Annotated in this window: 21 protein-coding genes; 3 read left to right on the top strand and 18 right to left on the bottom strand. The window is 67.0% G+C overall.

What is annotated here, in order from left to right; translation table 11 throughout:
* The first annotated feature begins 349 nt into the window (after nucleotides 1–349).
* The 3 genes from DFO63_RS02510 to DFO63_RS02520 all read left to right on the top strand — a co-directional run bounded on the left by DFO63_RS02510 (nucleotide 350) and on the right by DFO63_RS02520 (nucleotide 2,914).
* Complete coding sequence (locus DFO63_RS02510; RefSeq protein ID WP_119006370.1) at nucleotides 350–823, top strand: hypothetical protein; 474 nt, start codon at nucleotides 350–352, stop codon at nucleotides 821–823.
* Between the two features lie 136 nt (nucleotides 824–959).
* A complete protein-coding gene (locus DFO63_RS02515; protein ID WP_005409905.1) occupies nucleotides 960–1,388 on the top strand; it encodes a PAS sensor domain-containing protein in 429 nt (142 codons plus the stop codon).
* On the top strand, nucleotides 1,385–2,914 hold the full coding sequence (locus DFO63_RS02520; protein ID WP_119006371.1) for a sulfite reductase flavoprotein subunit alpha: 1,530 nt from the start codon (nucleotides 1,385–1,387) through the stop codon (nucleotides 2,912–2,914). The genes DFO63_RS02515 and DFO63_RS02520 overlap by 4 nt, the downstream gene beginning before the upstream one ends.
* A 250-nt stretch (nucleotides 2,915–3,164) precedes the next feature.
* On the opposite strand, the gene DFO63_RS02525 is transcribed toward DFO63_RS02520, so the two are convergent.
* The 18 genes from DFO63_RS02525 to moaCB all read right to left on the bottom strand — a co-directional run bounded on the left by DFO63_RS02525 (nucleotide 3,165) and on the right by moaCB (nucleotide 22,133).
* A complete protein-coding gene (locus tag DFO63_RS02525) occupies nucleotides 3,165–3,833 on the bottom strand; it encodes an ATP-binding cassette domain-containing protein (protein ID WP_101765588.1) in 669 nt (222 codons plus the stop codon).
* Nucleotides 3,823–4,506 (bottom strand): molybdate ABC transporter permease subunit, encoded by a 684-nt coding sequence (gene modB, locus DFO63_RS02530; RefSeq protein ID WP_119006372.1) that lies wholly within the window; start codon nucleotides 4,504–4,506, stop codon nucleotides 3,823–3,825. Before modB ends, DFO63_RS02525 begins: the two co-directional genes overlap by 11 nt.
* Before the next feature lie 3 nt (nucleotides 4,507–4,509).
* On the bottom strand, nucleotides 4,510–5,253 hold the full coding sequence (modA, locus tag DFO63_RS02535) for a molybdate ABC transporter substrate-binding protein (protein WP_049444681.1): 744 nt from the start codon (nucleotides 5,251–5,253) through the stop codon (nucleotides 4,510–4,512).
* A 19-nt stretch (nucleotides 5,254–5,272) separates the two neighbouring features.
* Nucleotides 5,273–6,049 (bottom strand): helix-turn-helix domain-containing protein, encoded by a 777-nt coding sequence (locus DFO63_RS02540; protein ID WP_119006976.1) that lies wholly within the window; start codon nucleotides 6,047–6,049, stop codon nucleotides 5,273–5,275.
* Between the two features lie 11 nt (nucleotides 6,050–6,060).
* Complete coding sequence (locus tag DFO63_RS02545; RefSeq protein WP_119006373.1) at nucleotides 6,061–7,275, bottom strand: coproporphyrinogen III oxidase; 1,215 nt, start codon at nucleotides 7,273–7,275, stop codon at nucleotides 6,061–6,063.
* 141 nt (nucleotides 7,276–7,416) lie between these two features.
* The gene (locus DFO63_RS02550; RefSeq protein ID WP_014037437.1) at nucleotides 7,417–8,748 is read right to left on the bottom strand and encodes a nitrate/nitrite transporter; all 1,332 of its coding nucleotides are present in this window, start codon (nucleotides 8,746–8,748) and stop codon (nucleotides 7,417–7,419) included.
* 23 nt (nucleotides 8,749–8,771) lie between these two features.
* Nucleotides 8,772–9,671, bottom strand: coding sequence for a peptidylprolyl isomerase (locus tag DFO63_RS02555; protein ID WP_014037438.1), 900 nt, complete (start codon nucleotides 9,669–9,671; stop codon nucleotides 8,772–8,774).
* Between the two features lie 3 nt (nucleotides 9,672–9,674).
* Nucleotides 9,675–10,382, bottom strand: a complete 708-nt coding sequence (gene narI, locus DFO63_RS02560; RefSeq protein WP_010485313.1) for a respiratory nitrate reductase subunit gamma — start codon at nucleotides 10,380–10,382, stop codon at nucleotides 9,675–9,677.
* Complete coding sequence (gene narJ / locus DFO63_RS02565) at nucleotides 10,379–11,059, bottom strand: nitrate reductase molybdenum cofactor assembly chaperone (RefSeq protein WP_119006374.1); 681 nt, start codon at nucleotides 11,057–11,059, stop codon at nucleotides 10,379–10,381. The genes narI and narJ overlap by 4 nt, the downstream gene beginning before the upstream one ends.
* Nucleotides 11,059–12,603 (bottom strand): nitrate reductase subunit beta, encoded by a 1,545-nt coding sequence (gene narH, locus DFO63_RS02570; RefSeq protein ID WP_012511273.1) that lies wholly within the window; start codon nucleotides 12,601–12,603, stop codon nucleotides 11,059–11,061. The genes narJ and narH overlap by 1 nt, the downstream gene beginning before the upstream one ends.
* Nucleotides 12,603–16,358 (bottom strand): nitrate reductase subunit alpha, encoded by a 3,756-nt coding sequence (locus DFO63_RS02575; protein ID WP_119006375.1) that lies wholly within the window; start codon nucleotides 16,356–16,358, stop codon nucleotides 12,603–12,605. The genes narH and DFO63_RS02575 overlap by 1 nt, the downstream gene beginning before the upstream one ends.
* A 72-nt stretch (nucleotides 16,359–16,430) precedes the next feature.
* Nucleotides 16,431–17,849, bottom strand: a complete 1,419-nt coding sequence (locus tag DFO63_RS02580; protein ID WP_049444675.1) for a NarK family nitrate/nitrite MFS transporter — start codon at nucleotides 17,847–17,849, stop codon at nucleotides 16,431–16,433.
* Between the two features lie 144 nt (nucleotides 17,850–17,993).
* Nucleotides 17,994–18,359, bottom strand: a complete 366-nt coding sequence (locus tag DFO63_RS02585) for a hypothetical protein (protein ID WP_049401273.1) — start codon at nucleotides 18,357–18,359, stop codon at nucleotides 17,994–17,996.
* Nucleotides 18,356–18,898: a molybdenum cofactor guanylyltransferase gene (locus DFO63_RS02590; RefSeq protein ID WP_049444674.1), complete on the bottom strand. Its 543-nt coding sequence runs from the start codon at nucleotides 18,896–18,898 to the stop codon at nucleotides 18,356–18,358. The genes DFO63_RS02585 and DFO63_RS02590 overlap by 4 nt, the downstream gene beginning before the upstream one ends.
* 222 nt (nucleotides 18,899–19,120) lie before the next feature.
* Complete coding sequence (locus tag DFO63_RS02595) at nucleotides 19,121–19,621, bottom strand: molybdenum cofactor biosynthesis protein MoaE (protein WP_049444673.1); 501 nt, start codon at nucleotides 19,619–19,621, stop codon at nucleotides 19,121–19,123.
* Nucleotides 19,622–19,624: 3 nt separating this feature from the next.
* Nucleotides 19,625–19,885, bottom strand: coding sequence for a MoaD/ThiS family protein (locus DFO63_RS02600; RefSeq protein ID WP_049444672.1), 261 nt, complete (start codon nucleotides 19,883–19,885; stop codon nucleotides 19,625–19,627).
* Entirely contained in the window at nucleotides 19,885–21,138 is a 1,254-nt protein-coding gene (glp, locus tag DFO63_RS02605; RefSeq protein WP_049444671.1) for a gephyrin-like molybdotransferase Glp, read from the bottom strand. Before glp ends, DFO63_RS02600 begins: the two co-directional genes overlap by 1 nt.
* Entirely contained in the window at nucleotides 21,138–22,133 is a 996-nt protein-coding gene (gene moaCB / locus DFO63_RS02610; RefSeq protein WP_049444745.1) for a bifunctional molybdenum cofactor biosynthesis protein MoaC/MoaB, read from the bottom strand. The genes glp and moaCB overlap by 1 nt, the downstream gene beginning before the upstream one ends.
* Between the last annotated feature and the right edge of the window lies 1 nt (nucleotide 22,134).

The raw sequence follows: 22,134 nt of genomic DNA on the forward strand, positions 1-22,134 counted from the left end.
GGGCTCCATCGTCGGGCACTACGCTGGGCTGGCGGCAATCCTTGTGGCCACAAGTGCGTGCCAATCCCTCCAGCTGCCTGCCCGGAACCTGGTCAGCACCGATGGAGGGTATGCCACCCTGCTGCGAGGCCCTTCCTCGCATCTGAAGATCAGCACAGTGTCAGTGCTACCCGGCCCGGAAAGCTCGGAGTATCCCAACCGATCCATCGAGTGCGGGCGATCATCCATTGCAACCCGGGTTTTCTGGGCGGATGGAGCGCTTTCGGCCATGCAGGCGTCACGGCTCTGCGAGGCGGCTGCACGATCCGCTGGACTGCCGCTCCAGGCCAATGGGCAGGAACGGACGCCTGTGCGCTATCAGCTCACGATCGTGAGTGACGGCGGCGGTATCTGGCGACAACTGCCAGGACCAGAGCGGCCGGGCCAGGTGGTCAGCTTCTGGTTTCCCTCCAGCCCGGACGCTGATTCGCTGCGCAGGCGGGTGATCGCCACCACCGCGCATGAATTCCAGCATATCGCCACCGCATTGTCAGGGCAGCCGCGGCGTAGCGGGCAGCGGGAACCAGACGCCTATCTGGCAGGTGCATGTGCGCAGTTACTGATCGAGGGCACCCTTGCGCGCGCGAACCTCCCGGACGGACACGATCCGCGAGCTGATCCGTTCCTGCCATCCGCCGCCAGGCGCTCTGCGCATGCCGGCAGTACGACCGGGGCAGCACTGCTACGGTTCTTCGGTGACGCAGACACCTTGCACATCAATGAAGGAGGTCGCCACCTCGTGCAGCATTGCCACGAGACGATCGGATTTCCCCAGCAGCAGTGAACGCTCCCTGCGACACCCGGTCGCAGGTCATCGCGCCACCTACTTGATCAATGTCAAACCGCCCGCCGCCGTGCGGGCGTATTTCTATGCAGGACCCGAACACGCCGGCGTTACCGGCATCCACAAGGACCCTGCGATGAGCTACACCCCCGACAACGCCCAGCTGCTGAACGCCATGCAGAACGTCATGGTGATCTCCACCACCGACCTGCAGGGCAACATCACCTACGCCAACGACCTGTTCTGCACGCTCACCGGCTTCGCCCGCGAGGAGCTGATCGGCCAGCCGCACAGCATCGTGCGCCACCCGGACGTGCCCAAGGCGGTCTACAAGGACATGTGGGACACCATCAAGGCCGGCAAGACCTGGACCGGCATCGTGCCCAACCTCGGCAAGGGCGGCGTGCTCTACGTGGTCGACACCACCGTGCAGCCGCTGTTCGACGCCGACGGCAACATCACCTCGTACATCAGCATCCGCCGCGTGGTGAACGATCTGATGCAGAACTACGACCTGGTCGAATTCAGCAAGGAAAAGTTCGACGATTTCTACGAGGCCGCGTGAACGCCCTCCCGACCAGTACGCCCTTCAGCCGCCTGCTGGTGGGTTTCGCGTCCGAGTCGGGCAATGCCCGCGCCCTGGCCCAGCGCCTGGGCGCGGACCTGCAGCCGCACGCGCCGCAGGTGCTCCCGTTCAACGACATCGACGTGGCCAGCCTCGGCCACGGCGACGTGCTGCTGGCGATCTCCAGCTCGTTCGGCGATGGCGAACCGCCGGCCAACGGAGAGCAGTTCTTCGAAACGCTGCGCCAGACCTCGACGCTGAGCGGCCTGCGCTATGCAGTATTCGGCCTCGGTGACACCGGCTACCCCAGCTTCTGTGGCTTCACCAAGGCGCTGGACGCGGCGCTGAGCGAGCGCCAGGCGCAGCCGTTGCTGCATCGGGTGGACGCCGACCTGGGCTACGAGCAGTTCTTCCAGCAATGGCAGCCGGTGCTGGGCCAGGTGCTGGATGGCGACCTCAACGCTGGCCAGGACCTGCACCTGCAGGTCACCGCCTATGGCGAAGACAATGCCTTTGCCGCCCCCATTATCGAACGCCGCCGCCTGAACAGCAGCGACCCGGCCGCCTGGCACCTGCAGCTGGATATCGCCGGCAGTGGCATGGCGTATCGCGCCGGTGACACCCTGCACGTGGTGCCGGAGAACGACCCCGTGTTGCTGCAGTCGCTGGCTACCTGGTACGGCGACGCCACTGCCGTCGCCACCCTGCATGACCGCGAGCTGCGCCTGCTGAGCAAGGGGGTGCTGCGCGAACTGACCAGGCTCGGTGGCAGCGAGGTGCTGAAGGGCCTGCTGAAGGTCAGCCAGAAGCGCGAGCTGGACGCCTACCTGCACGGGCTGGACCTGCTGGACGTGCTGCAGGACCACGCCACGCCGGACAGCGTGCCGCTGGCCCGCCTGCGCGAACTGCTGTCACCGCGCCTGCCGCGCGCCTATTCGATTGCCTCGCACCCCTGCAACGACCAGCTGAGCCTGTGCGTGCGCGAAGTGCGCTACACCCTCCGCGGGCGCGAGCGCTTCGGCACTGCCACCGGCAGCCTGCTGCATGGCGCTGACCATGCCCGTGTGTACTGCCGCTCCAACCCTGGCTTCCATCTGCCCGATACCGGCGAGGCACCGCTGCTGCTGGTCGGCACCGGCACCGGCATCGCACCGTTGATGGGCCTGATGCAGGAGCTGCAGGCCAGTGCCTGCGAACGCGAAGTGCACCTGGTGTTCGGCGAGAAGCACAGCCAGCACGACTACCTGTATCGCGAGCAGCTGCAGGACTGGCACGCGCGTGGCGTGCTGGCCGGCCTGCATACCGCGTTCTCGCGCGATGGCTCCGAAAAGGTCTATGTGCAGCATGTGCTGCAGCAGCGCGGCGATGAAGTGCGCGACGTACTGGCCCGCGGCGGGCATCTGTACCTGTGCGGCAACAAGAGCCATCTGGAAGGCGCGGTGCGCGGGGCCATCGATGCCATCCTCGGCGAGGGCCATTGGGACGCGCTGCGTGGCGAAGGCCGCACGCACTGCGAGTTGTATTGATCCATCACCACTGGACCGTACGAACCCTGGATCGGTAGAGCCGGCCGCTGGCCGGCTGCTCTGGATTCCACGGTTGCCGGCCAGCGGCCGACACTACCATCAGATGCAACCATTCATCGCCTGAGCGTCGTGGAACCTCTGAACCGGTAGGGCCGGCCCCTGGCCGGCTGCTCCGGATTCCACGGTTGCCGGCCGGCGGCCGGCACTACCATCAGATGTAACCAACCATCGCCCGTGCGTCCATCACCGATCAACCGCCGACGATGCGACCGTCCACCATGCGCGCCACCTGCTGGCCGAACATGGCCACATCCTGCGGATCGTGGCTGATCAACAGCAACGGGATACCAGTCTTGTCCAGCACGGTCTCCAGCTCCTGGCGCAGGTGCTGGCGGAGGTCATGGTCCAGCGCGGAGAACGGCTCATCCAGCAGCAGCGCCTGCGGCTGCGTCACCAGGGCGCGCGCCAATGCAGTGCGCTGACGCTGGCCACCGGACACCTGGGAAGGCAACAGATCACCCACCGCGTCGATGCGGAATGCATGCAACCACTGCTCCACCACATCGAAGCGCTGGCCGACCCGCGGATTCAACCACCCCTTCTGCAGACCGAACGCCACGTTCTGGCGCACGCTCAGGTGCGGGAACAAAGCGTAATCCTGGAACACGTAGCCCAGCCGGCGGCGTTGCGGCGGCAGATCCACACCGGTGGCCGCATCGAACAGGGTCTGACCCTGCAGGCGCACATGGCCCTGGCCCGGCCGCAGCAGCCCGGCCACTGCCTTCAGGGTCAGGCTCTTGCCCGCACCGGAGGGTCCGAACAGCACCACCTGCCGCTGCGTGCACTGCAGCGACACGTCCAGCACGAAATCCTGGCCGGCCGCCTGCAGCCGACGCTGCACCTGCAGATCAAGCCACATCGCGCAGCTCCCGGCGATGCCCGCCCACCAGCCGCGCGGCCAGCAGCAGGATCACGATGCACACCACCGAGGTCAGGATCACCAGCGCATTGGCCTTGCCGTCCTGGCCGGCCTGCACCGCCTCGTAGATGGCGATCGACAGCGTCTGCGTGCGGCCGGGAATGCTGCCTGCCACCATCAGCGTCGCGCCGAACTCGCCCATCGCACGTGCAAACGCCAGCAGCAGCCCGGCGAGGATGCCACGCCAGGCCAGCGGCAGCGTGATGCGGAAGAACACCGCTGCTTCGGTCACCCCGAGCGTGCGTGCGGCCTGCTCCAGCTGCCCGTCCACTTCCTCGAACGCCGCGCGCGCCGGCTTGAACACCAGCGGCAGCGAAGCCACCGCCGCAGCGATCACCGCCGCCTGCCAGGTGAACACCAGGTTGACGCCGAACCACGACTGCAGCCACGCACCGATCGGTCCGTTGCGGCCGATCAGCACCAGCAGGTAATACCCCAGCACCGTCGGTGGCAGCACCATCGGCAGGGTCAGCAGCGAATCCAGCAGCTCACGGCCGGGAAATCGCCGCCGCGCCAGCAGCGCGCCCAGTGCCACGCCCAGCACCAGATTGATCGCGGTGGCCCAACCGGCCACCTTCAGCGACAACCCCAGTGCGCTCCAGTCGAGATCCATGCCTCAGGGCTTGCCGAACCCGTGCCTGGCCAGGATCGCCTGGCCCTGCGCCGAACGTACGAAGGCGGCAAACCGCTTGGCCTCCGCCGGCTGCGCGCTGGCCTTGGTCACCGCCAGCGGATAGGCGATGCGCCCCGCCACCGGCACCGCGAAGGCACGGCGTACCCGGTCGGGCATCGCCTGCGCATCGGTGGCGTAGACGAAGCCGGCATCCACCTCACCGCGCGCCACGTAATCCAGCGACTGGCGCACGTTCTGCGTGGTGATGGTCTTGCCCTGCACCGACGGCCACAGGCCCGCCGCCTCCAGCGCGCCCTTGGCGTAGCGGCCGACCGGCACGCTGTCCGGGTTGCCCAGCGCGATGCGCTGTACGCCGGCACCGGCCAGGTCCTTCAAGGTACGCGGCGCGGCCTTGGCCTGCGGCGGCACCACCACCCACAGCGCGTTCACCGCGAACACCTCGCGGGTACCGGCCACCAGCAGGTCCTGCTGCTGGGCCTGGTCCATCGTGGTTTCATCGGCCGACGCGAACACATCCACCGGCGCGCCGCGGCTGATCTGCTGCAGCAGCACGCCGGACGCGGCGAAGTTGAAATCGACCTTGGTCCCCGGGTGCGCCTTCTCATAGGCGGTGCCCAGCTCGCGGAAGCTCTCGGTCAGGCTCGATGCCGCCGACACCGTCAGCTCGGCCGCCCAGGCTGGCACCGTGGCCAGCAGTCCCAGCAACAACAGTCCAGCTCGCATCATCGTCGGCTCCCGGCCAGGTTCAGTTCGGATCGGATTCGTCGGCCACCGCCAGCGCCGCCAGGCGCTCGGGCTGCAGCAGCAGGATCTCGCGCTGCTTCACCGTGATGATCCCATCATCGCTCAGGCGGCGCAGCACGCGGCTGGCGGTTTCCGGCGCCATCCGCAGGTAATTGGCGATCTCGGTACGCGCCATCGTCAGGTTGAAGCGCGTGGCGGAAAAGCCGCGCCGCGCGTAACGCTCGGACATGTCCAGCAGGAACGCCGCCATGCGCTCTTCGGTACGGTGGTTGGCAGCCAGCGTGGCGACCTTGCCGATCTCCGCACTGAGCAGGCTGAACAGCTTGGCCTGCAGCCCCGGCATGCGCGTGGCCAGCAGGCTCAACTTGGGGAACGAGATGCGGCACAGGTGCACGGTGTCCAGCGCCACCGCATTGCAGGGGAAGCGCGAACCGTGGATCGCATTCAGGCCGATCACTTCGCCCGGCAGGCTGAAGCCCAGCACCTGCTCGTTGCCCTGGCTGTCATCAACGAAGGTCTTGACCATGCCGGCGCGTACCGCGGCTATCGAATCGAACGATTCGCCGGCGCGGAAGATGTAGTCACCCGCATGGAACGGACCGACGTGGTCGACCAGCACATGCAGGTCGCCCAGCGCGGTCTTGTCATAGCCCTGCGACATGCAGGCATCGGAAAACGCACAGGTACTGCAGAAGTGCAGCGCGTCGCCATCATCGGCGGCAGCGGGGTTCGGCATGGCCCGGCCGAGACGGCCCTGGGAAGGCGGATTCGAAGACATCGAGGCAGGACTCAAGCGATGGCGGCCGCCGGCCGGAAGCATGCGGCCATCATACGCCACAGCAACCGTCCTTCTTCGGCCAGCCGCAGCACGCGTGCATCCCACTGCGCCCAGCCGCGCGCCAGCAACGGCGACAACGCCGGCAGCTGCTCGGCGAAGCAGTCCTCGAACGGTTCATCATTACGCCACTCGAATGCAGCCGCATCGAGCGCATGGTCGCAGGCGATGCTCTGTGCCACCTCGGCCGCCATCCGCTCGTCCTCGGACAGGATCAGGCCCGCGGCCACGCCCATGTGACCGGACTGCAACCGCGCCCGCCATTCGCCCAGCTCGTCCTCCAGCCGGTAGAACACTTCGCCGATCTGGCTGCAGGCGGACAGGCCAAGCCCGATAAAATCACTGCGGTCACGCCGTGGCACACCCGCCAGGTCGCAATGGCGCTGGCCGTCGCCCGGGCCATGCGGGTTGGGCAGGTCGCCGCGCTGGTAGTGATCACCACCGATCGGTTCGTAACCGGCCGCGCGCAGCAGGCGCCAGGCCTGCAGCCAGTTTGCGGCGGACGGATGCTGCGGCAGCGCACACGGCGCCGGCAACAGGATGCGCTCGGGTGCTTCGGCCAGCACCTCATGCAGACGCTCGATGAAGCCGGTGTCCTCACTGCCGGGCACGCGCAGCTGGTAGTAGCGCGCAGTGAAGCCGACCTGCCGCGCCTGTGCCAGCAGGGTCGGCCCCGGCGCATCGGCACGGTCGATCACATTCAGGCGGGTGCAGCCCACCGCACGCAGCTGCGCTGGTGACAGCGCGCTGCCTGCATCCAGCCGCACCTCCACCTGTGGCCGCGCCACCGTGCGCAGGTGCTGCGGCACGGCGTCCAGCAGCTGGCCGAGCTGCGGCGGCGGCAACGTCTCGGCCAATCCCAGCTGCAACACCATCGCCACCACTTCGCGGTCCTCGGCCAGGGCATCGGCCTGCAGCTGCAGGGCCAGCAGCAACGTGTCCAGATACGCCTGCGGCGGCACATCGCGCCCGCCACGACCGGCCTGGAAGCCGAGCGTCAAGCCACGCGGGATCAGATGCTCGTTGCTGGCACGCACGGCGGCGCGCCAGCCGCTTTCACCAAACCCAGTGCTGAACTGGTCAGCCGCCGGAAACAGCACATGCCGGGGTTGCCGCAGCAATGCCGCCTGCAGCGCAGTGTCCTCACTCTCATCGACGTGGAAGCTCATGGCACACATCTTCGGGCGTTCCTCTTCGCGTGGCCCTGATTGAAATCAAGCGTGGCGCATCGGCAGGTTCATGCCGACCAGCGGCCGGCACTACCTTTCCCCCGCTACCCGGTAGTGCCGGCCGCTGGCCGGCAACCCCGTTCACCTGCCGCGCACCCGCTCGGCGGCGGCCGCATCGATGGCTTCTGGCAGGTCGGTCTCGCGGTCGATCTGCGGGAAGTGACGGCGCTCCATGCGACGGATCGCAAAGTGCATCCACGCCAGTGCAGCAGCCACCAGCACGAACAGCAGCATGAAACAGCTGCTCCAGATGCCCACGGCATCGTTCAATGCCCCGAACACGATCGGCAGGATGAAGCCCCCCAGGCCGCCGATCATGCCGACCACACCGCCCACCGCACCCACGTGCTGCGGGTAGTACACCGGAATGTGCTTGTAGACCGCCGCCTTGCCCAGCGACATGAAGAAGCCCAGCACGAACACCAGCACGGTGAACATCACCACGCCGATGGCCAGATGGAAATGGATCGGGCCATGGATGCCCTTCACCACGTACTCGGTATCCGGGTAGGCCAGCAGGAAGGTGCAGATGGCCGACACGCCGAAGGTCCAGTACATCACCCGCCGCGCCCCCATCCGGTCCGACATCCAGCCACCGACCACGCGGAACAGGCTGGCCGGGATCGAGTAGCACGCCGCCAGCATGCCGGCGTGGCCCACGTCCATGCCATAGGCGCCCACCAGGTAGTGCGGCAGCCACAGCGCCAGTGCCACGAAGCCGCCGAACACGAAGAAGTAGTACAGCGAGAACCGCCACACCTGCAGGTTCTTCAGCGGTGCCATCTGCTCGGCGAACGGCACCGGCTTCACGCCCTCGCGGCGGCGCTGCTCCAGCGACGGGTCTTCCTTGCTGAAGAGGAAGAACAGCACCGCAGTGACGGCCAGCGCGACCGCCCAGACCTTGGCAACCATGGTCCAACCCGCGGCCACCATCACCAGCGGCGCCAACAGCTTGGTCACCGCCGAGCCGATGTTGCCGGCACCGAAGATGCCCAGCGCGGTGCCCTGCTTGCTGGCCGGGAACCACTTCGAGACGTAGGCCACGCCCACCGAGAAGTTGCCGCCGGCGATGCCCACGCACAGCGCGGCGATCAGGAACTGGGTGTAGGTCTGCGCATAGGTCAGCATCCAGGTGGCCACGGCGCCACACAGCATCACCAGCACCATCACCTTGCGGCCACCGAACTGGTCGGACCAGATGCCGAGGAAGACCCGGCTGACCGAACCGGTCAGCACCGGCGTGGCGATCAACAGGCCGAACTGGGTGTCATTCAAACCGAGCTGTTGGCTGATCTGGATGCCGATGATTGAAAAGATCATCCACACCGCGAAGCACACGGTGAAGGCGAACGTGCTCAGCCACAGCGCACGCTGCTGCTGCCCGGCACTGGCGGGGGCAAGGGCCTGGTTCATGGGGTCTCCTCGTTCAATGGGGGTCAGCCGATATCCGCTTCGGCGTCGATCTCGTCCAGCCCGCGCACCGGGTAGCGTTCCTGCAGCTGCAGCAGGTAGGCCTGCACCTCACGCTGCCGCACCTGCAGCTCCAGGTAATCACGCAGCTGTGGCAGCACCGCCTCGAACGGCTGTGGCTGGCCTTCCTCGCGGGCATCGACGCAGACCACGTGGTAGCCCCAGCGCGATTCCACCGGGAAACCGGCCAGGCCCTCGCGCAGGCGGAACACCTGGCGGTCGAACTCCGGCGTGGTCTGCCCGCGCTGCAACCAGCCCAGGTCGCCGCCCTCGCTGCTGGAGGGGCAGCGCGAATGGCGCAGGGCGAAATCGGCGAACAGGTGCGGCGACGCCTTCAGCAGTCCGACCAGCCGCTCGCCTTCGGTGCGCGCGGCGAAGCGCCCGGCCACGTCGTCGGCCGGCGCGGCCAGCAGGATATGGCGCAGGCGCACGCGATCGGGCGAGCGGAATCGCTCCGGATTCTGCTCGAAGTAGCGGCGGCAGTCCTCGTCGGTCGGCACGCGGTCTTCGATCGCGTCTTCCAGCAGCTGCTGGATCAGCACTTCCTCGTCGCTTACGCGGTTGCCCTCCGGTGCCTGCAGGCCCAGCCGCTGCGCTTCCAGCCGCAGCAGCTCGCGCACCACCAGTGCACGCGCCGCTTCGGCGCGTGACTGTTCCGGGCGCATCGCCCGATGGTGCTGCATCTCGCGGGCGATGTCGGCCTCGCTGATCGCGGTCTCGTCCACGAACAGCCGGCACGGCGCCGGCTGCCCGAGCGAGCGCGGCCCCTGCTCTGCCGCGTCGTGGTGATGCGAATGCGCCTCGGCAGGCACCGGTGCGGCGGAGTCGATCACGGTGATCGGCAGGAATTTCGGCAGGCTGCCCATGGTTTACTCCCGCGGACCGTAGCGCAGCGTGGCCTGGCGGCGGCGCACCACCTGGTAGGGCCGCCACAGATAGCTGATCGGAATGCTCCACACGTGCACCAGGCGGGTGAACGGCGCGATCAGGAACAGGGTCAGGCCCAGGAAGATGTGCATCTTGTAGACCCAGCTGACGCCCTCGATGTAGTCGGCGGCACCGGCACGGAAGGTCACGATGTGCTGCGCCCATTCGGCCAGCTGCACCATCACCCCACCGTCCAGGTGGCCGGACGAGATGCGGATGCTGTACAGGCCCAGGCACAGCTGGGCGAACAGCAGCACCAGCACCAGCGTGTCACCGAAGCTGCCGGTGGCCCGTACCCGCGCATTGAACAAGCGGCGTACCAGCAGGATGCTGATGCCGATGAAGCACAGTGCGCCGAACACACCGCCGACCACCATTGCCAGCATCTGCTTCTGCGACGAGGTGATGAAGTGCTCGTACACCGCGTGCGGGGTCAGCAGGCCGACCAGGTGGCCACCGAGGATGGCCAGGATGCCGATGTGGAAGCAGTTGCTGCCGATCCGCATGCCCTTGTCCGACAGCATCTGGCTGGAGCCGGTGCGCCAGGTGTACATGGCCTTGTCATAGCGCGCCCAGCTGCCGATCAGCAGCACCGCCACGGCGATGTACGGGTAGTACTGGAAGGCGAATTGATGCAGGGAGTAACTCATGGCTGGACCTCTCGATGCGAAGGACGGGCCGGCGAACGCACGGGCGGCTTGCAGTCTTCGGCAGGGGCTTCGGCGCCGAAGCGCACCGCCTCCTCCTCCCACAAGCGGTCTATGGCCTCGGCGGTATCGTCGCGGACTTCTTCGCTGGCACGCTGGCGCAGCGCCTGCAGATCGGCCTTGCCGTCACCGGCTTCGACCAGGATCTCGAACAGCACCCGGTGCGGCAGCTCGCGCTCGGCGGCACGTGCCGCCAGCATCCCGGCGATGTGGCCGATGTGATGCAGCCACTCGCGGGCCTCGCTGCCGGGGCGATGGGCCAGGAACTCCAGCAGCAGCGGCAGGTAGTCCGGCAACTCGCGCGCATCCAGTTCGAAGCCGTTACGGCGGTAGGTCTCGACCAGATCGACCATGGCCTGGCCGCGGTCGCGCGACTCGCCATGGATGTGTTCGAACAGCAGCAGGCTCATCGAGCGGCCGCGGTCGAAACTGGCCAGCCATGCGGCCTGTGCGTCCAGCGCATCGGTGTCCAGCAGCTGCTGCACGAAGCTGCGCAGCTGCTGGCGGCGGGCGGCGCTCAGCGCCGGGTCGTCGCAGGCGGCGAGCAGTTCCTCGCCGTGCTGCCACAGTTCTTCACGTGGGTAATCCAGCAGCACCCCGACCAGCTTGAGCACGCTCATCACACCACCTCCTTGCGGCGGTGGTTCGGGCCCTTGTCCACCACGAAGGTGGTGCTCTTGCGCTGGCCGAACAGATCGGCCGGGCTGTCACCATTGCAGCCGTTGCCGAAGGTGAAGCCGCAGCCGCCGCGCTCGCCGAAGGCATCGTTGGCGTACTCGCGGTGGCCGGTCGGAATCACGAAACGGTCCTCGTAGTTGGCGATGGCCAGGTAGCGGTACATCTCTTCCACCTGGGCGATGCTCAGTCCGGTCTGTTCCAGCACGGCGGTGTCTTCCACGCCGTCCACATTCTTGGCCCGGCGCCAGGCACGCATCGCCATCAGCCGTTCCAGCGCACGCACCACCGGCGCCTCGTCACCCGCCGTCAGCAGGTTGGCCAGGTAGCGCATCGGGATGCGCAGCGAGGCCACGTCCGGCAGTTCGCCGCTCATACCCACGCGGCCACGCTCGGCGGCGGACTGGATCGGCGACAGCGGCGGCACGTACCAGACCATCGGCAGCGTGCGGTACTCCGGGTGCAGTGGCAGCGCCAGCTTCCAGTCGATCGCCAGCTTGTACACCGGCGACTGTTTGGCCGCATCGAGCCAGCTGTCCGGGATGCCCTCCTTGCGCGCGGCGGCGATCACCGCCGGATCGTTCGGATCCAGGAAGATGTCCAGGTGGGCCTGGTACAGGTCCTTCTCGGCGGCCACAGAAGCCGCCTCGGCGATGCGGTCGGCGTCGTACAGCATCACGCCCAGGTAGCGGATGCGGCCCACGCAGGTTTCCGAACACACCGTCGGCTCGCCCATCTCGATGCGCGGGTAGCAGAAGATGCACTTCTCCGACTTGCCGCTCTTCCAGTTGTAGTAGATCTTCTTGTACGGGCACGCCGACACGCACATGCGCCAGCCACGGCACTTGTCCTGGTCGATCAGCACGATGCCGTCTTCCTCGCGCTTGTAGATCGCACCCGACGGGCACGCCGACACGCACGCCGGGTTGAGGCAGTGCTCGCACAGGCGCGGCAGGTACATCATGAAGGTCTTCTCGAAGGCGCCGTAGATCTCCTTCTGCACCTGGTCGAAGTTGTAGTCGCGCGAGCGCTTGCTGAACTCCGAACCGAGGATTTCCTCCCAGTTCGGGCCCCACTCGATCTTCTGCATGCGCTCGCCACTGATCAGCGAACGCGGCCGCGCAGTGGGCTGGTGCTGGCTGTCCTTGGCGGTGTGCAGGTTCTGGTAGTCGAAATCGAACGGCTCGTAGTAGTCGTCGATCTGCGGCAGGTCCGGGTTGGCGAAGATCTTGGCCAGCATGCGCCAGCGGCCACCGGCACGTGGCACCAGCTTGCCGGCGCGGGTGCGCACCCAGCCGCCGTTCCACTTGTCCTGGTTTTCCCATTCCTTGGGGTAGCCGATGCCCGGCTTGGTTTCCACGTTGTTGAACCAGGCGTACTCGACGCCCTCGCGCGAGGTCCAGACGTTCTTGCAGGTGATCGAGCAGGTATGGCAGCCGATGCACTTGTCCAGGTTCAGCACCATCGCGATCTGTGCACGGACCTTCATCACACCACCTCCTTGCTGGCCGATGCCGAAGCACCAGCGGGCTGCTCATCGTCCAACCAATCGATCTTGTCCATCTTGCGTACGATCACGAACTCGTCGCGGTTGGTGCCGCAGGTGCCGTAGTAGTTGAAGCCGTAGGCCAGCTGCGCGTAGCCGCCGATCATGTGGGTGGGCTTGAGCACGATGCGGGTCACCGAGTTGTGGATGCCGCCACGGGTCCCGGAAATCTCCGAGCCCGGCACGTTGATGATGCGTTCCTGGGCGTGGTACATCATCGCCATGCCCGGCATCACGCGCTGGCTGACCACCGCACGCGCGGCGATCGCACCGTTGACGTTGAACAGCTCGATCCAGTCGTTGTCGACGATGCCGGCACTGCGCGCGTCATCCTCGCTCAACCACACGATCGGACCACCGCGCGACAGTGTCTGCATGATCAGGTTGTCGCTGTAGGTGCTGTGGATGCCCCACTTCTGGTGCGGGGTGATCCAGTTCAGCACGATCTCCTTGTTGCCGTTCGGGCGCTGGTTCAGCAGCGGCTCCACCGTGCGTGTGTTGACCGGCGGCCGGTAGCCCATGAAGGCCTCGCCGAAGTCGATCATCCACTCGTGGTCCTGGTAGAACTGCTGGCGGCCGGTCACCGTGCGCCACGGAATCAGCTCGTGCACGTTGGTGTAGCCAGCGTTGTAGCTGACGTTGTCGTCCTCCAGGCCCGACCAGATCGGCGAGGAGATGATCTTGCGCGGCTGTGCCTGGATGTCACGGAAGCGGATCGCCTCGTGCTCCTTGCCCACCGCCAGGTGGGTGTGCTCACGGCCGGTGAAGGTCCCCAGCGATTCCCAGGCCTTCACTGCCACGTGGCCATTGGTTTCCGGCGCCAGGTGCAGGATCACCTCGGCCGCGTCGATCGCGGTCGAAATGGCCGGTCGACCCTGGCTGACGCCCGCGTCGTGCACGGTGTGGTTGAGCTTGCCGAGGAATTCGACCTCGTGCTTCGTGTCCCAGCTCATGCCCTTGCCGCCGTTGCCCAGCGTGTCCAGCAGCGGTCCCAGCGAGGTGAACTTGCGGTACAGGTTCGGGTAGTCGCGCTCCACCACCGTCATCGACGGCATGGTCTGGCCCGGGATGGCCTCGCACTCGCCCTTCTTCCAGTCGGCCACGCCGAACGGCATGCCCAGCTCGTTCGGGGTGTCGTGCAGGGTCGGCACCAGCACCAGGTCCTTCTCCACGCCCAGCACGCCCGGCGCCATCTCGCTCACCGTGCGGGCGACCTCCTTGAAGATCTCCCAGTCGCTGCGCGATTCCCAGGCCGGGTCCACCGCCTTCGACAGCGGGTGGATGAACGGGTGCATGTCCGAGGTGTTGAGGTCGTCCTTCTCGTACCAGGTGGCCGTGGGCAGCACGATGTCCGAGTACAGCGCGGTGGTGCACATGCGGAAGTCGAGCGTGACCAGCAGGTCCAGCTTGCCTTCCGGTGCCTCGTCACGCCACTTCACCTCCTCCGGCTTGATCGCCCCCATCTCGCCCAGGTCCTTGCCCTGCAGGCCATGGCGCGTGCCGAGCAGGTGCCGCAGCATGTATTCGTGGCCCTTGCCCGAGGAACCCAGCAGGTTCGAGCGCCAGATGAACATCATCCGCGGGTGGTTCTGCTGTGCATCCGGGTCGGCAAACGCGAAGTCCAGCGAGCCGTCCTTGAACTTGCCCAGCGCGTAGTCGGCCGGGGCAACGCCCGCCGCGTCCGCCTCGCGTGCCAGCTGCAGCGGGTTGCGGTCCAGCTGCGGCGCACACGGCAACCAGCCCATGCGCACCGCGCGCAGGTTCAGGTCGGCCAGGCTGCCGCTGTACTTGCTCGCGTCCGCCAGCGGCGACAGCAGCTCATCCACCTGCAGCTTCTCGTAGCGCCACTGCCCGGTGTTGAAGTAGAAGAACGAGGTGCCGTTCATGTGGCGGGGTGGGCGGCTCCAGTCCAGGCCGAACGCCAGCGGCTGCCAGCCGGTCTGCGGGCGCAGCTTCTCCTGGCCCACGTAATGCGCCCAACCACCACCGGTCTGGCCCACGCAACCGCACATGATCAGCATGTTGATCAGGCCACGGTAGTTCATGTCGTTGTGGAACCAGTGGTTCATGCCCGCGCCGACGATGATCATCGAACGGCCATGGGTCTTGTCGGCGGTACGTGCGAACTCGCGGGCGATCTCGATCACCTCGGCGCGCGACACGCCGGTGATGCGCTCCTGCCAAGCCGGCGTGCCCGGCACCATGTCGTCGAAGCTCGATGCCACGTTGCCGCCGCCAAAGCCACGGTCCACGCCGTACTGGGCCAGCAGCAGGTCGTAGACCGTGGCCACCAGGGTGTCGCCGCCATCGGCCAGGGCCAGGCGACGCACCGGGATGTTGCGCTCAAGCACGTCGTCGGCCGGCGCAGCGGTCCAGCCATCGGTCTCGATGCCACCGAAGTACGGGAAGCTCACCGCTTCGATGCCCTCATGGCCATCGGCCAGGCTCAGGCGCAGGCGCGTATCGGCGCCCTTGCTTTCTTTCTCCTCGATGTTCCACTTGCCCTTCTCGCCCCAGCGGAAGCCGATCGAGCCGTTCGGCACCACGATCTGGCCGCTGGTCTCGTCATAGGCCAGGGTCTTCCAGTCCGGGTTGTTGGCTTCACCCAGCCCGCCCAGTTCACTGGCACGCAGGAAACGGCCCGGCACCAGGCGGCCGTCGTCGCGGCGCTCCAGGCGCACCAGCATCGGCATGTCCGAGTACTGGCGGCAGTAGTCCTGGAAATACTGCGAGGGGGAATCGACGTGGAACTCGCGCAGGATCACATGGCCGAAGGCGAAGGCCAGCGCCGCATCGGTGCCCTGCTTCGGGTGCAGCCAATGATCGGTCAGCTTGGCCAGCTCGGAATAGTCCGGGCAGATCGCCACCGTCTTGGTGCCGTTGTAGCGCGCCTCGGTGAAGAAGTGCGCATCGGGCGTGCGCGTCTGCGGCACGTTCGAGCCCCAGGCGATGATGTAGCGGCTGTTGTACCAGTCGGCCGATTCGGGCACGTCGGTCTGCTCGCCCCAGATCTGTGGCGAGGCCGGCGGCAGATCGCAGTACCAGTCGTAGAACGACAGGCAGGCGCCGCCCAGCAGCGACAGGTAGCGCGCACCGGCGGCATAGGACACCATCGACATCGCCGGGATCGGCGAGAAGCCGACCACGCGGTCCGGGCCGTACTGCTTCACCGTGTACAGGTTGGAGGCGGCGATGATCTCGTTGGCCTCTTCCCACTGCAGGCGCACGAACCCGCCCATGCCGCGGCGGGTCTTGTACGAACGCGCCTTCTCCTTGTCCTCCACGATGCTGGCCCAGGCATCGACCGGCGCCTTGCTCTTGCGCGCTTCGCGCCACAGGCGCAGCAGCGTGCCGCGGATCAGCGGGTATTTCAGCCGGTTGGCGCTGTACAGGTACCAGGAATAGCTGGCGCCACGCGGGCAGCCACGCGGTTCATGGTTGGGCAGGTCCGGGCGCGTGCGCGGGTAGTCGGTCTGCTGGGTTTCCCAGGTGACCAGGCCGTTCTTGACGTAGATCTTCCAGCTGCAGGAGCCGGTGCAGTTCACGCCGTGGGTGGAACGCACGATCTTGTCGTACTGCCAGCGGGCGCGGTAGCTGTTTTCCCAGTCACGGCCTTCGCTCTTGGCGAATCCGTGGCCATCGGCAAAGGTCTGGGGGTCACGCTTGAAGAACTGCAAGCGATCGAGGAAATAACTCATCGGGGGTCTCCCTTTGCGGACATCGGCATCGTGGCTGTGTGTGTCATCTGGCTGCGGTGCGTTTTCATGTCGTCAGCAGGGTGTCTCAGCACCGCGCCGGTAGTACCACCACCAGGTCACGGCCAGGCAGGTGACGTAGAAAACAACGAATCCGTACAGCGCCATGTCGGGGCTGCCGGTCAAGGTGATGGACGAGCCGTAGCTCTTGGGAATGAAGAAGCCGCCATAGGCACCGATCGCACCGGAGAAGCCGACCACCGCGGCCGACTCGATGCTGGCCTGGTGAGCAGCCGTGGCCTTGCCCTCGGCGTTGTCGTTGGCCGACCAGCGCTCATGCAGGGTGCGGAAGATCACCGGGATCATGCGGAACGTGGTGCCGTTGCCGATGCCACTGAGCACGAACAGCGCCATGAAGCTGAGCAGGAAGCCATGGAAGTTGCCGCCCTGGCCATGGCTGGGCAGGAAGTGCAGCACGCCGAACACGGCCGCGATCATCAGCGCGAACACCCAGAAGGTCAGGCGTGCACCGCCCCAGCGGTCGGCCATGCTGCCGCCCACCGAGCGCATCAGTGCGCCCAGCAGCGGGCCGATGAAGGCGTAGGCCAGCGGGTTCACCTCCGGGAACTGGCTCTTCACCAGCATCGGGAAGCCGGCCGAGAAGCCGATGTAGGAACCGAAGGTGCCGATATACAACCAGCACATCAGCCAGTTGTGCTTGCGGCGGAAGATCACCGCCTGCTCGGAGAACGACGAGCGGGCGCTGGTCAGGTCGTTCATGCCGAACCAGGCCGCGATGGCGCACAGCGCAATCGCTGGCACCCAGATGAAGCCGGCGTTCTGCAGGAACAGCGGTGCCCCACCCTCCACCGTGGACTGCGGTGCACCACCCAGCGCACCGAACACGCCCACGGTGATGACCAGCGGGATCACCGCCTGCGCCACCGACACGCCCACATTGCCCAGGCCGGCGTTCAGGCCCAGCGCCAGGCCCTGCTTCTGCTTGGGGTAGAAGAAGGAGATGTTGGACATCGACGACGAGAAATTCGCACCACCGAAGCCGCACAGGATCGCGATGGCCACGAACACCCCGTACGGCGTGGCCGGGTCCTGTACCGCAAAGCCGAGCCAGAGCGTCGGCGCCAGCAGCGAGGCCGTGGACAGCGCAGTCCAGCGGCGGCCACCGAAGATCGGAATCACGAACGAATAGAAGATGCGCAGCGTGGCGCCGGACAGGCTGGGCAGCGCCACCAGCCAGAACAGCTGGTCGGTACCGAAGTTGAAGCCGATCTTCGGCAGGCTGATCGACACCGCCGAGAACAGCACCCAGACCGAGAAGGCCAGCAGCAGCGAGGGAATCGAGATGACCAGGTTGCGGGTGGCGACCCGCTTGCCGGTGCGCTCCCAGTAGCCGGGGTCCTCCGGCGTCCAGTCGCTGATGACGCGACCCGGACGGGCAGTGCTGCGGACAACAGGATCGCTACCGACGGTCATACATGGCTCCAAGGCTGTGGAATGACGTGGGTATTGCTTTCAAGTTGTGACCCGTCGTCATGCAGCCATTAAGCCGCGCAGCAACAACGACGGGGTTGATCTGGATCAATCAGGGGCCGGTTTCCGCCGTGCCCCTGACAAATGTCAAACCGGTGAAGCGGTGTTGCGGCGGGTCACCCCGCGCTGGCGCACGCTGTCGCGCACGTCCACATCGAACTGCAGCTGAAGCTGGCTGCCGTCTTCCAGGGCAATGTCGAATGGCAGGCCATCCCGGCACGGCAACCGCGCCGCCAAGGCCTCGACGGCCGGGCGCGGCAGTACCAGGCGGCAGAAGGTGCCACCATCGAGCAGCACCGGTTGATCGCCGCCATGCAGCGACACCGCCATGCCCCAGCCCTCGATACCGCCGAAGCGGGTCATGTTCTCGACCGATTCACCGGCCAGCAGGCGCGCCAGTTCGGCCTCGTCCAGGCGAAGCCGTACCGATTGGTCCTGCAACTGCACTTTCATGACGCAACATCCTCCCATTGTTCGGGGGTATTGCAGTTGACCAGGCAGGCTTCGTCAACGCTTTCCAGCGGCAGCGCGTGCATCTGCAGGCGGCGCTGGAAGGCCTGTACCGAGCGGCGTCCGTCCGCATCATCCAGCATCGCGGCCAGCACGCTACGAGTGGCATTGTCCACATTCAACAGCATGGGAAAGGGATGCCCGTCAAAGATCGTGCATGCGCCCTGCCCCTCGGCACCCAGCCGTTGCAGCAGCCGCGGCGCCAGCAACGGCGTATCCACCGCTACCACCCAGGCCGGGCCATCGGGCATCTGCTGCATCACGCTGTGCAGTCCACCCAGGGGACCGCAGCGCGCCACTTGATCGGGGATGCCGCCGAAGGCCGGATAGTCGCCGCTCACCCACACCCGTTCGACGCCGGCCTGCAGCAGCAGGCCACGCATGTGTTCCAGCAGCGTGCGCCCCTGCCACGGCAGCAGCGCCTTGTCGCGGCCCATCCGGCTGGACAGGCCGCCGGCCAGCACGATGCCGTTGATGCTCATCGCAGTAGAGCCACGCCATGCGTGGCTGCGTCGGCCGGATTCATCGGGAAGGCCACATCCACGCATGGCGTGGATCTACTGAACCCCGCAGCCATCCAGACATTCGGTGGTAGAGCCACGCCATGCGTGGCTGCACCGGCCAGATCCACCGCAGAAGCATCCACGCATGGCATCGCCCGGGCACCCCGCAGTAGAGCCACGCCATGCGTGGCTGCAGCGGACTCAATGCTGGTGGTCGTGCGCATGGTCATGGGCATGTGCGGGCTCGCTGTCCGCGTGGCACAGGCTGCAGCCCTCGCTCCACTCGCTGTCGCCGTCCTCGTAATGCTCCTGCTTCCAGATCGGGCACTGGTGCTTCACCACCTCGATCAACTGCCGGCAGGCACGGAACGCCTCGTCACGGTGCGGGCTGCCCGCCGCCACCACCACCGCCACATCGCCGATACCCAGGCGGCCCTTGGCGTGGGCCACATACAGCTTCAGCTTCGGTCCAAACGTAGCCTCAACCTCGGCGGCCAAGCGCTTGAACTCGTTCAACACCAACGGCTCGAACAGGTCGTAGGTGATCCCGGTCACCGGCCGGCCGATGTTGACGTCGCGCACCTTGCCGATGAACACGTCGATGCCACCGAACCCCGGATCGGACACCGCAGCGATGCCCTCGGCCGGATCGATCGCCGCCTGCGCGCGGTCCACCACCTTGGCGATGATCTTCTCGCTCATCGCTCAGCCCCCGCTCACCGGAGGCAGGATCGCCACCCGGCCATCGTCGGGCAGCGCTTCGTGGTCACGCAGCACGCGTTGCTGGTCGGCAAATGCCGAGTAGTCCAGCAGGCCGGCGCGGAAACCCGGCCAACGCGTCGGCAGCAGCTCGCGCAGTGCCTGGCGCAAGTCGGCCACGGTGCTACCGGCCACCTCCACCGCGATTTCGCGGCTGGCATCCAGATCGGAAAACGCACCAAACAACTGCAGATTCACCTGTTTCATCATGACTCCTGGCTCGCCAGCTGCACCGGGTCATGGTGACCCCAGCCCTGCACGCGCACGTAAGTGCCAGCGTTGGCCAGGTCTCCCTCGGCCTCCAGCACCACCCAGGCGTTGGCCTGCAGCATGGACATCAAACGGAACGACTCCTGCCCGGACAGCACGCGCGCACTCAGGCGCCCCTGACCGTCCACTTCCACCCGCGCCCGCGCATGGAAGCGCAGGCCCGGCGGCTTGCGCACGTCAGCCTGCAGCGGCAGCTGCAACACGGTTTCCGGTGCCAGCCCCAGCAGACGCCGCAGCACCGGCTCGACGAAGAAGCGCTGGCCCACGGCGGCCGAGACCGGGTTGCCGGGCAGGCCGAAATACAGCGCGCCATTGGGCAGCACCGCAAACAGCAGCGGCTTGCCGGGGCGGATCGCTACCTTGTGGAACACGATGCGCGCACCACGGCCACGCAGTGCATCGGGAACGAAATCGTAGCGACCGGCCGACACGGCGCCAGTGCTGATCAGCAGCTGCGCGCCGGCAGCCAGCGCTTCATCCAGCACCGCATTGAACGCGGCCACGTCATCGCCCACGGTGCCCTGCCAGACCACTTCGGCACCCGCAGCCTGCAGGCGGCCGACCAGATACGGCCGGTTGCTGTCACGGATCTGGCCGGATTCCAGCGTCTGCGCCGCCTCGGTCACCAGCTCCTTGCCGGTGGCGATCACTGCCGCCTTCGGCCGCGCCACCACCGCCACCTGGCCCACGCCGATGGCATGCAGCAGGGTGCGCGCATTGATGTCCAGCACCTGCCCGGCCTGCAGCACACGTTCGCCGTCGCTCACATCCTGGCCGCGCAGGCGCACGTTCTGGCCCGGCTTGACCGTGCCCTTCAAGGCGATGCGGATCGGGCGTCCATCCTCGCTGGCGAGGACGTCCACGTTCTCGACCGGCACCACCGTATCCAGCCCAACCGGCATGCGCGCGCCGGTCATGATTTCCCAGGCACCCTCGCCGCCTTCGGCGCCGGCATCGCCGGCCGCCTGCCAACCCTGCACCGCGAATTCGGTACCGGCTTCGAACGTCGCGCCGTTGGCGCGCAGCGCGAAGCCGTCCATCGCAGAATTGTCGAACGGCGGCAGCGACTGCTCACTGATGATGTCACTGGCCAGAGTGCGGCCGCCGGCCTCATGCAGCGGCAGGCGCTCGGCCGGCAGCGGCGTGGCCGCATCCAGCAGGTGCTGCAAGGCTTCGCTATAGGCAATCATCAGTGGCCACCACCGTCGACCATCGCCAAGGCGTGGCCCAGCACCGGCGCCAGGATATCCAGGCACTGCGCCGCCGCCTTCGGGCTGCCCGGCAGCGCGAACACCAGCATGTTGCCCAGCTGCACCACCTCGGCGCGGCTCAGCCAGGCCATCGGCGTGTGCTGTGCGCTCAGTGCCCGCACCATCTGCGCCAGGCCATGCACCGGCCGCGCGTTCAAGGAACGCAGCGCCTCCGGGGTCAGGTCACGCGGGCCCAGCCCGGTACCGCCGGTACACAGGCACAGGCGCACGCCCTCGGCCGCCAGAGCCTGCAGGCGGCCCGCCAACGGCTCGATGCCATCGGGCAACACCTCGGCCGCCACAACCTCGCCGCCCAGCTTTTTCACGCCGGCGACCAGGGTCGGGCCGGACACATCCTCATAGGTGCCCTCGCTGGCGCGATCGCTCAGCGTGATCACTGCACAGGCCGCGCCCTCCAGCCCCTTCGGCGCACGCGGCTTGAAGCGCGCGCGCTCGGCATCGTCCATGCCATCCGGGTGCAGCCACACGCCGCGCTTGCCACCTTCCTTGAACAGCAGGCGGATGCCCTCGATGCGCAGCGCCGGTTCCACCGGCTTGCTCAGGTCGTACAGGGTCAGCAGCGCCGCGTTGACGCCAGCCAGTGCCTCCATCTCAACGCCGGTGCGCGCCTCGCTGGCGCACTCGCACCACACGCGGATCGCCTGCCGTTCCGGTACCGCCGCGCAGAACACCTGCACCAGCTCCAGCGGCAACGGGTGGCACAGCGGCATCAGCATCGAGGCCATCTTGGCGCCCTGCAGGCCGGCAATCTCGGCCATCACCAGCGCATCGCCCTTGGGCAGGCGGCGCTCGACGATCAGCGGATAGGCCACCGGACCGGCATGCAGCTCGCCCACCGCCACCGCACGGCGGCGGGTGATGCGCTTGTCGCGGACATCGGCCATATGGAAGGCCGCATTCAATTCCCCACTCATC

The sequence above is a fragment of the Stenotrophomonas sp. AG209 genome (assembly GCF_003550055.1).
Taxonomy (GTDB): Bacteria; Pseudomonadota; Gammaproteobacteria; order Xanthomonadales; family Xanthomonadaceae; genus Stenotrophomonas.

What these genes read in the sequence shown, in the direction of transcription:
- DFO63_RS02515 (WP_005409905.1), top strand. Translation starts at nt 960, where the DNA reads ATGAGCTACACCCCCGACAACGCCCAGCTGCTGAACGCCATGCAGAAC.
- DFO63_RS02525 (WP_101765588.1), bottom strand. Translation starts at nt 3,833, where the DNA reads ATGTGGCTTGATCTGCAGGTGCAGCGTCGGCTGCAGGCGGCCGGCCAG.
- modB (WP_119006372.1), bottom strand. Translation starts at nt 4,506, where the DNA reads ATGGATCTCGACTGGAGCGCACTGGGGTTGTCGCTGAAGGTGGCCGGT.
- modA (WP_049444681.1), bottom strand. Translation starts at nt 5,253, where the DNA reads ATGATGCGAGCTGGACTGTTGTTGCTGGGACTGCTGGCCACGGTGCCA.
- DFO63_RS02540 (WP_119006976.1), bottom strand. Translation starts at nt 6,049, where the DNA reads ATGTCTTCGAATCCGCCTTCCCAGGGCCGTCTCGGCCGGGCCATGCCG.
- DFO63_RS02545 (WP_119006373.1), bottom strand. Translation starts at nt 7,275, where the DNA reads ATGAGCTTCCACGTCGATGAGAGTGAGGACACTGCGCTGCAGGCGGCA.
- DFO63_RS02550 (WP_014037437.1), bottom strand. Translation starts at nt 8,748, where the DNA reads ATGAACCAGGCCCTTGCCCCCGCCAGTGCCGGGCAGCAGCAGCGTGCG.
- DFO63_RS02555 (WP_014037438.1), bottom strand. Translation starts at nt 9,671, where the DNA reads ATGGGCAGCCTGCCGAAATTCCTGCCGATCACCGTGATCGACTCCGCC.
- narI (WP_010485313.1), bottom strand. Translation starts at nt 10,382, where the DNA reads ATGAGTTACTCCCTGCATCAATTCGCCTTCCAGTACTACCCGTACATC.
- narJ (WP_119006374.1), bottom strand. Translation starts at nt 11,059, where the DNA reads ATGAGCGTGCTCAAGCTGGTCGGGGTGCTGCTGGATTACCCACGTGAA.
- narH (WP_012511273.1), bottom strand. Translation starts at nt 12,603, where the DNA reads ATGAAGGTCCGTGCACAGATCGCGATGGTGCTGAACCTGGACAAGTGC.
- DFO63_RS02575 (WP_119006375.1), bottom strand. Translation starts at nt 16,358, where the DNA reads ATGAGTTATTTCCTCGATCGCTTGCAGTTCTTCAAGCGTGACCCCCAG.
- DFO63_RS02580 (WP_049444675.1), bottom strand. Translation starts at nt 17,849, where the DNA reads ATGACCGTCGGTAGCGATCCTGTTGTCCGCAGCACTGCCCGTCCGGGT.
- DFO63_RS02585 (WP_049401273.1), bottom strand. Translation starts at nt 18,359, where the DNA reads ATGAAAGTGCAGTTGCAGGACCAATCGGTACGGCTTCGCCTGGACGAG.
- DFO63_RS02590 (WP_049444674.1), bottom strand. Translation starts at nt 18,898, where the DNA reads ATGAGCATCAACGGCATCGTGCTGGCCGGCGGCCTGTCCAGCCGGATG.
- DFO63_RS02595 (WP_049444673.1), bottom strand. Translation starts at nt 19,621, where the DNA reads ATGAGCGAGAAGATCATCGCCAAGGTGGTGGACCGCGCGCAGGCGGCG.
- DFO63_RS02600 (WP_049444672.1), bottom strand. Translation starts at nt 19,885, where the DNA reads ATGAAACAGGTGAATCTGCAGTTGTTTGGTGCGTTTTCCGATCTGGAT.
- glp (WP_049444671.1), bottom strand. Translation starts at nt 21,138, where the DNA reads ATGATTGCCTATAGCGAAGCCTTGCAGCACCTGCTGGATGCGGCCACG.
- moaCB (WP_049444745.1), bottom strand. Translation starts at nt 22,133, where the DNA reads ATGAGTGGGGAATTGAATGCGGCCTTCCATATGGCCGATGTCCGCGAC.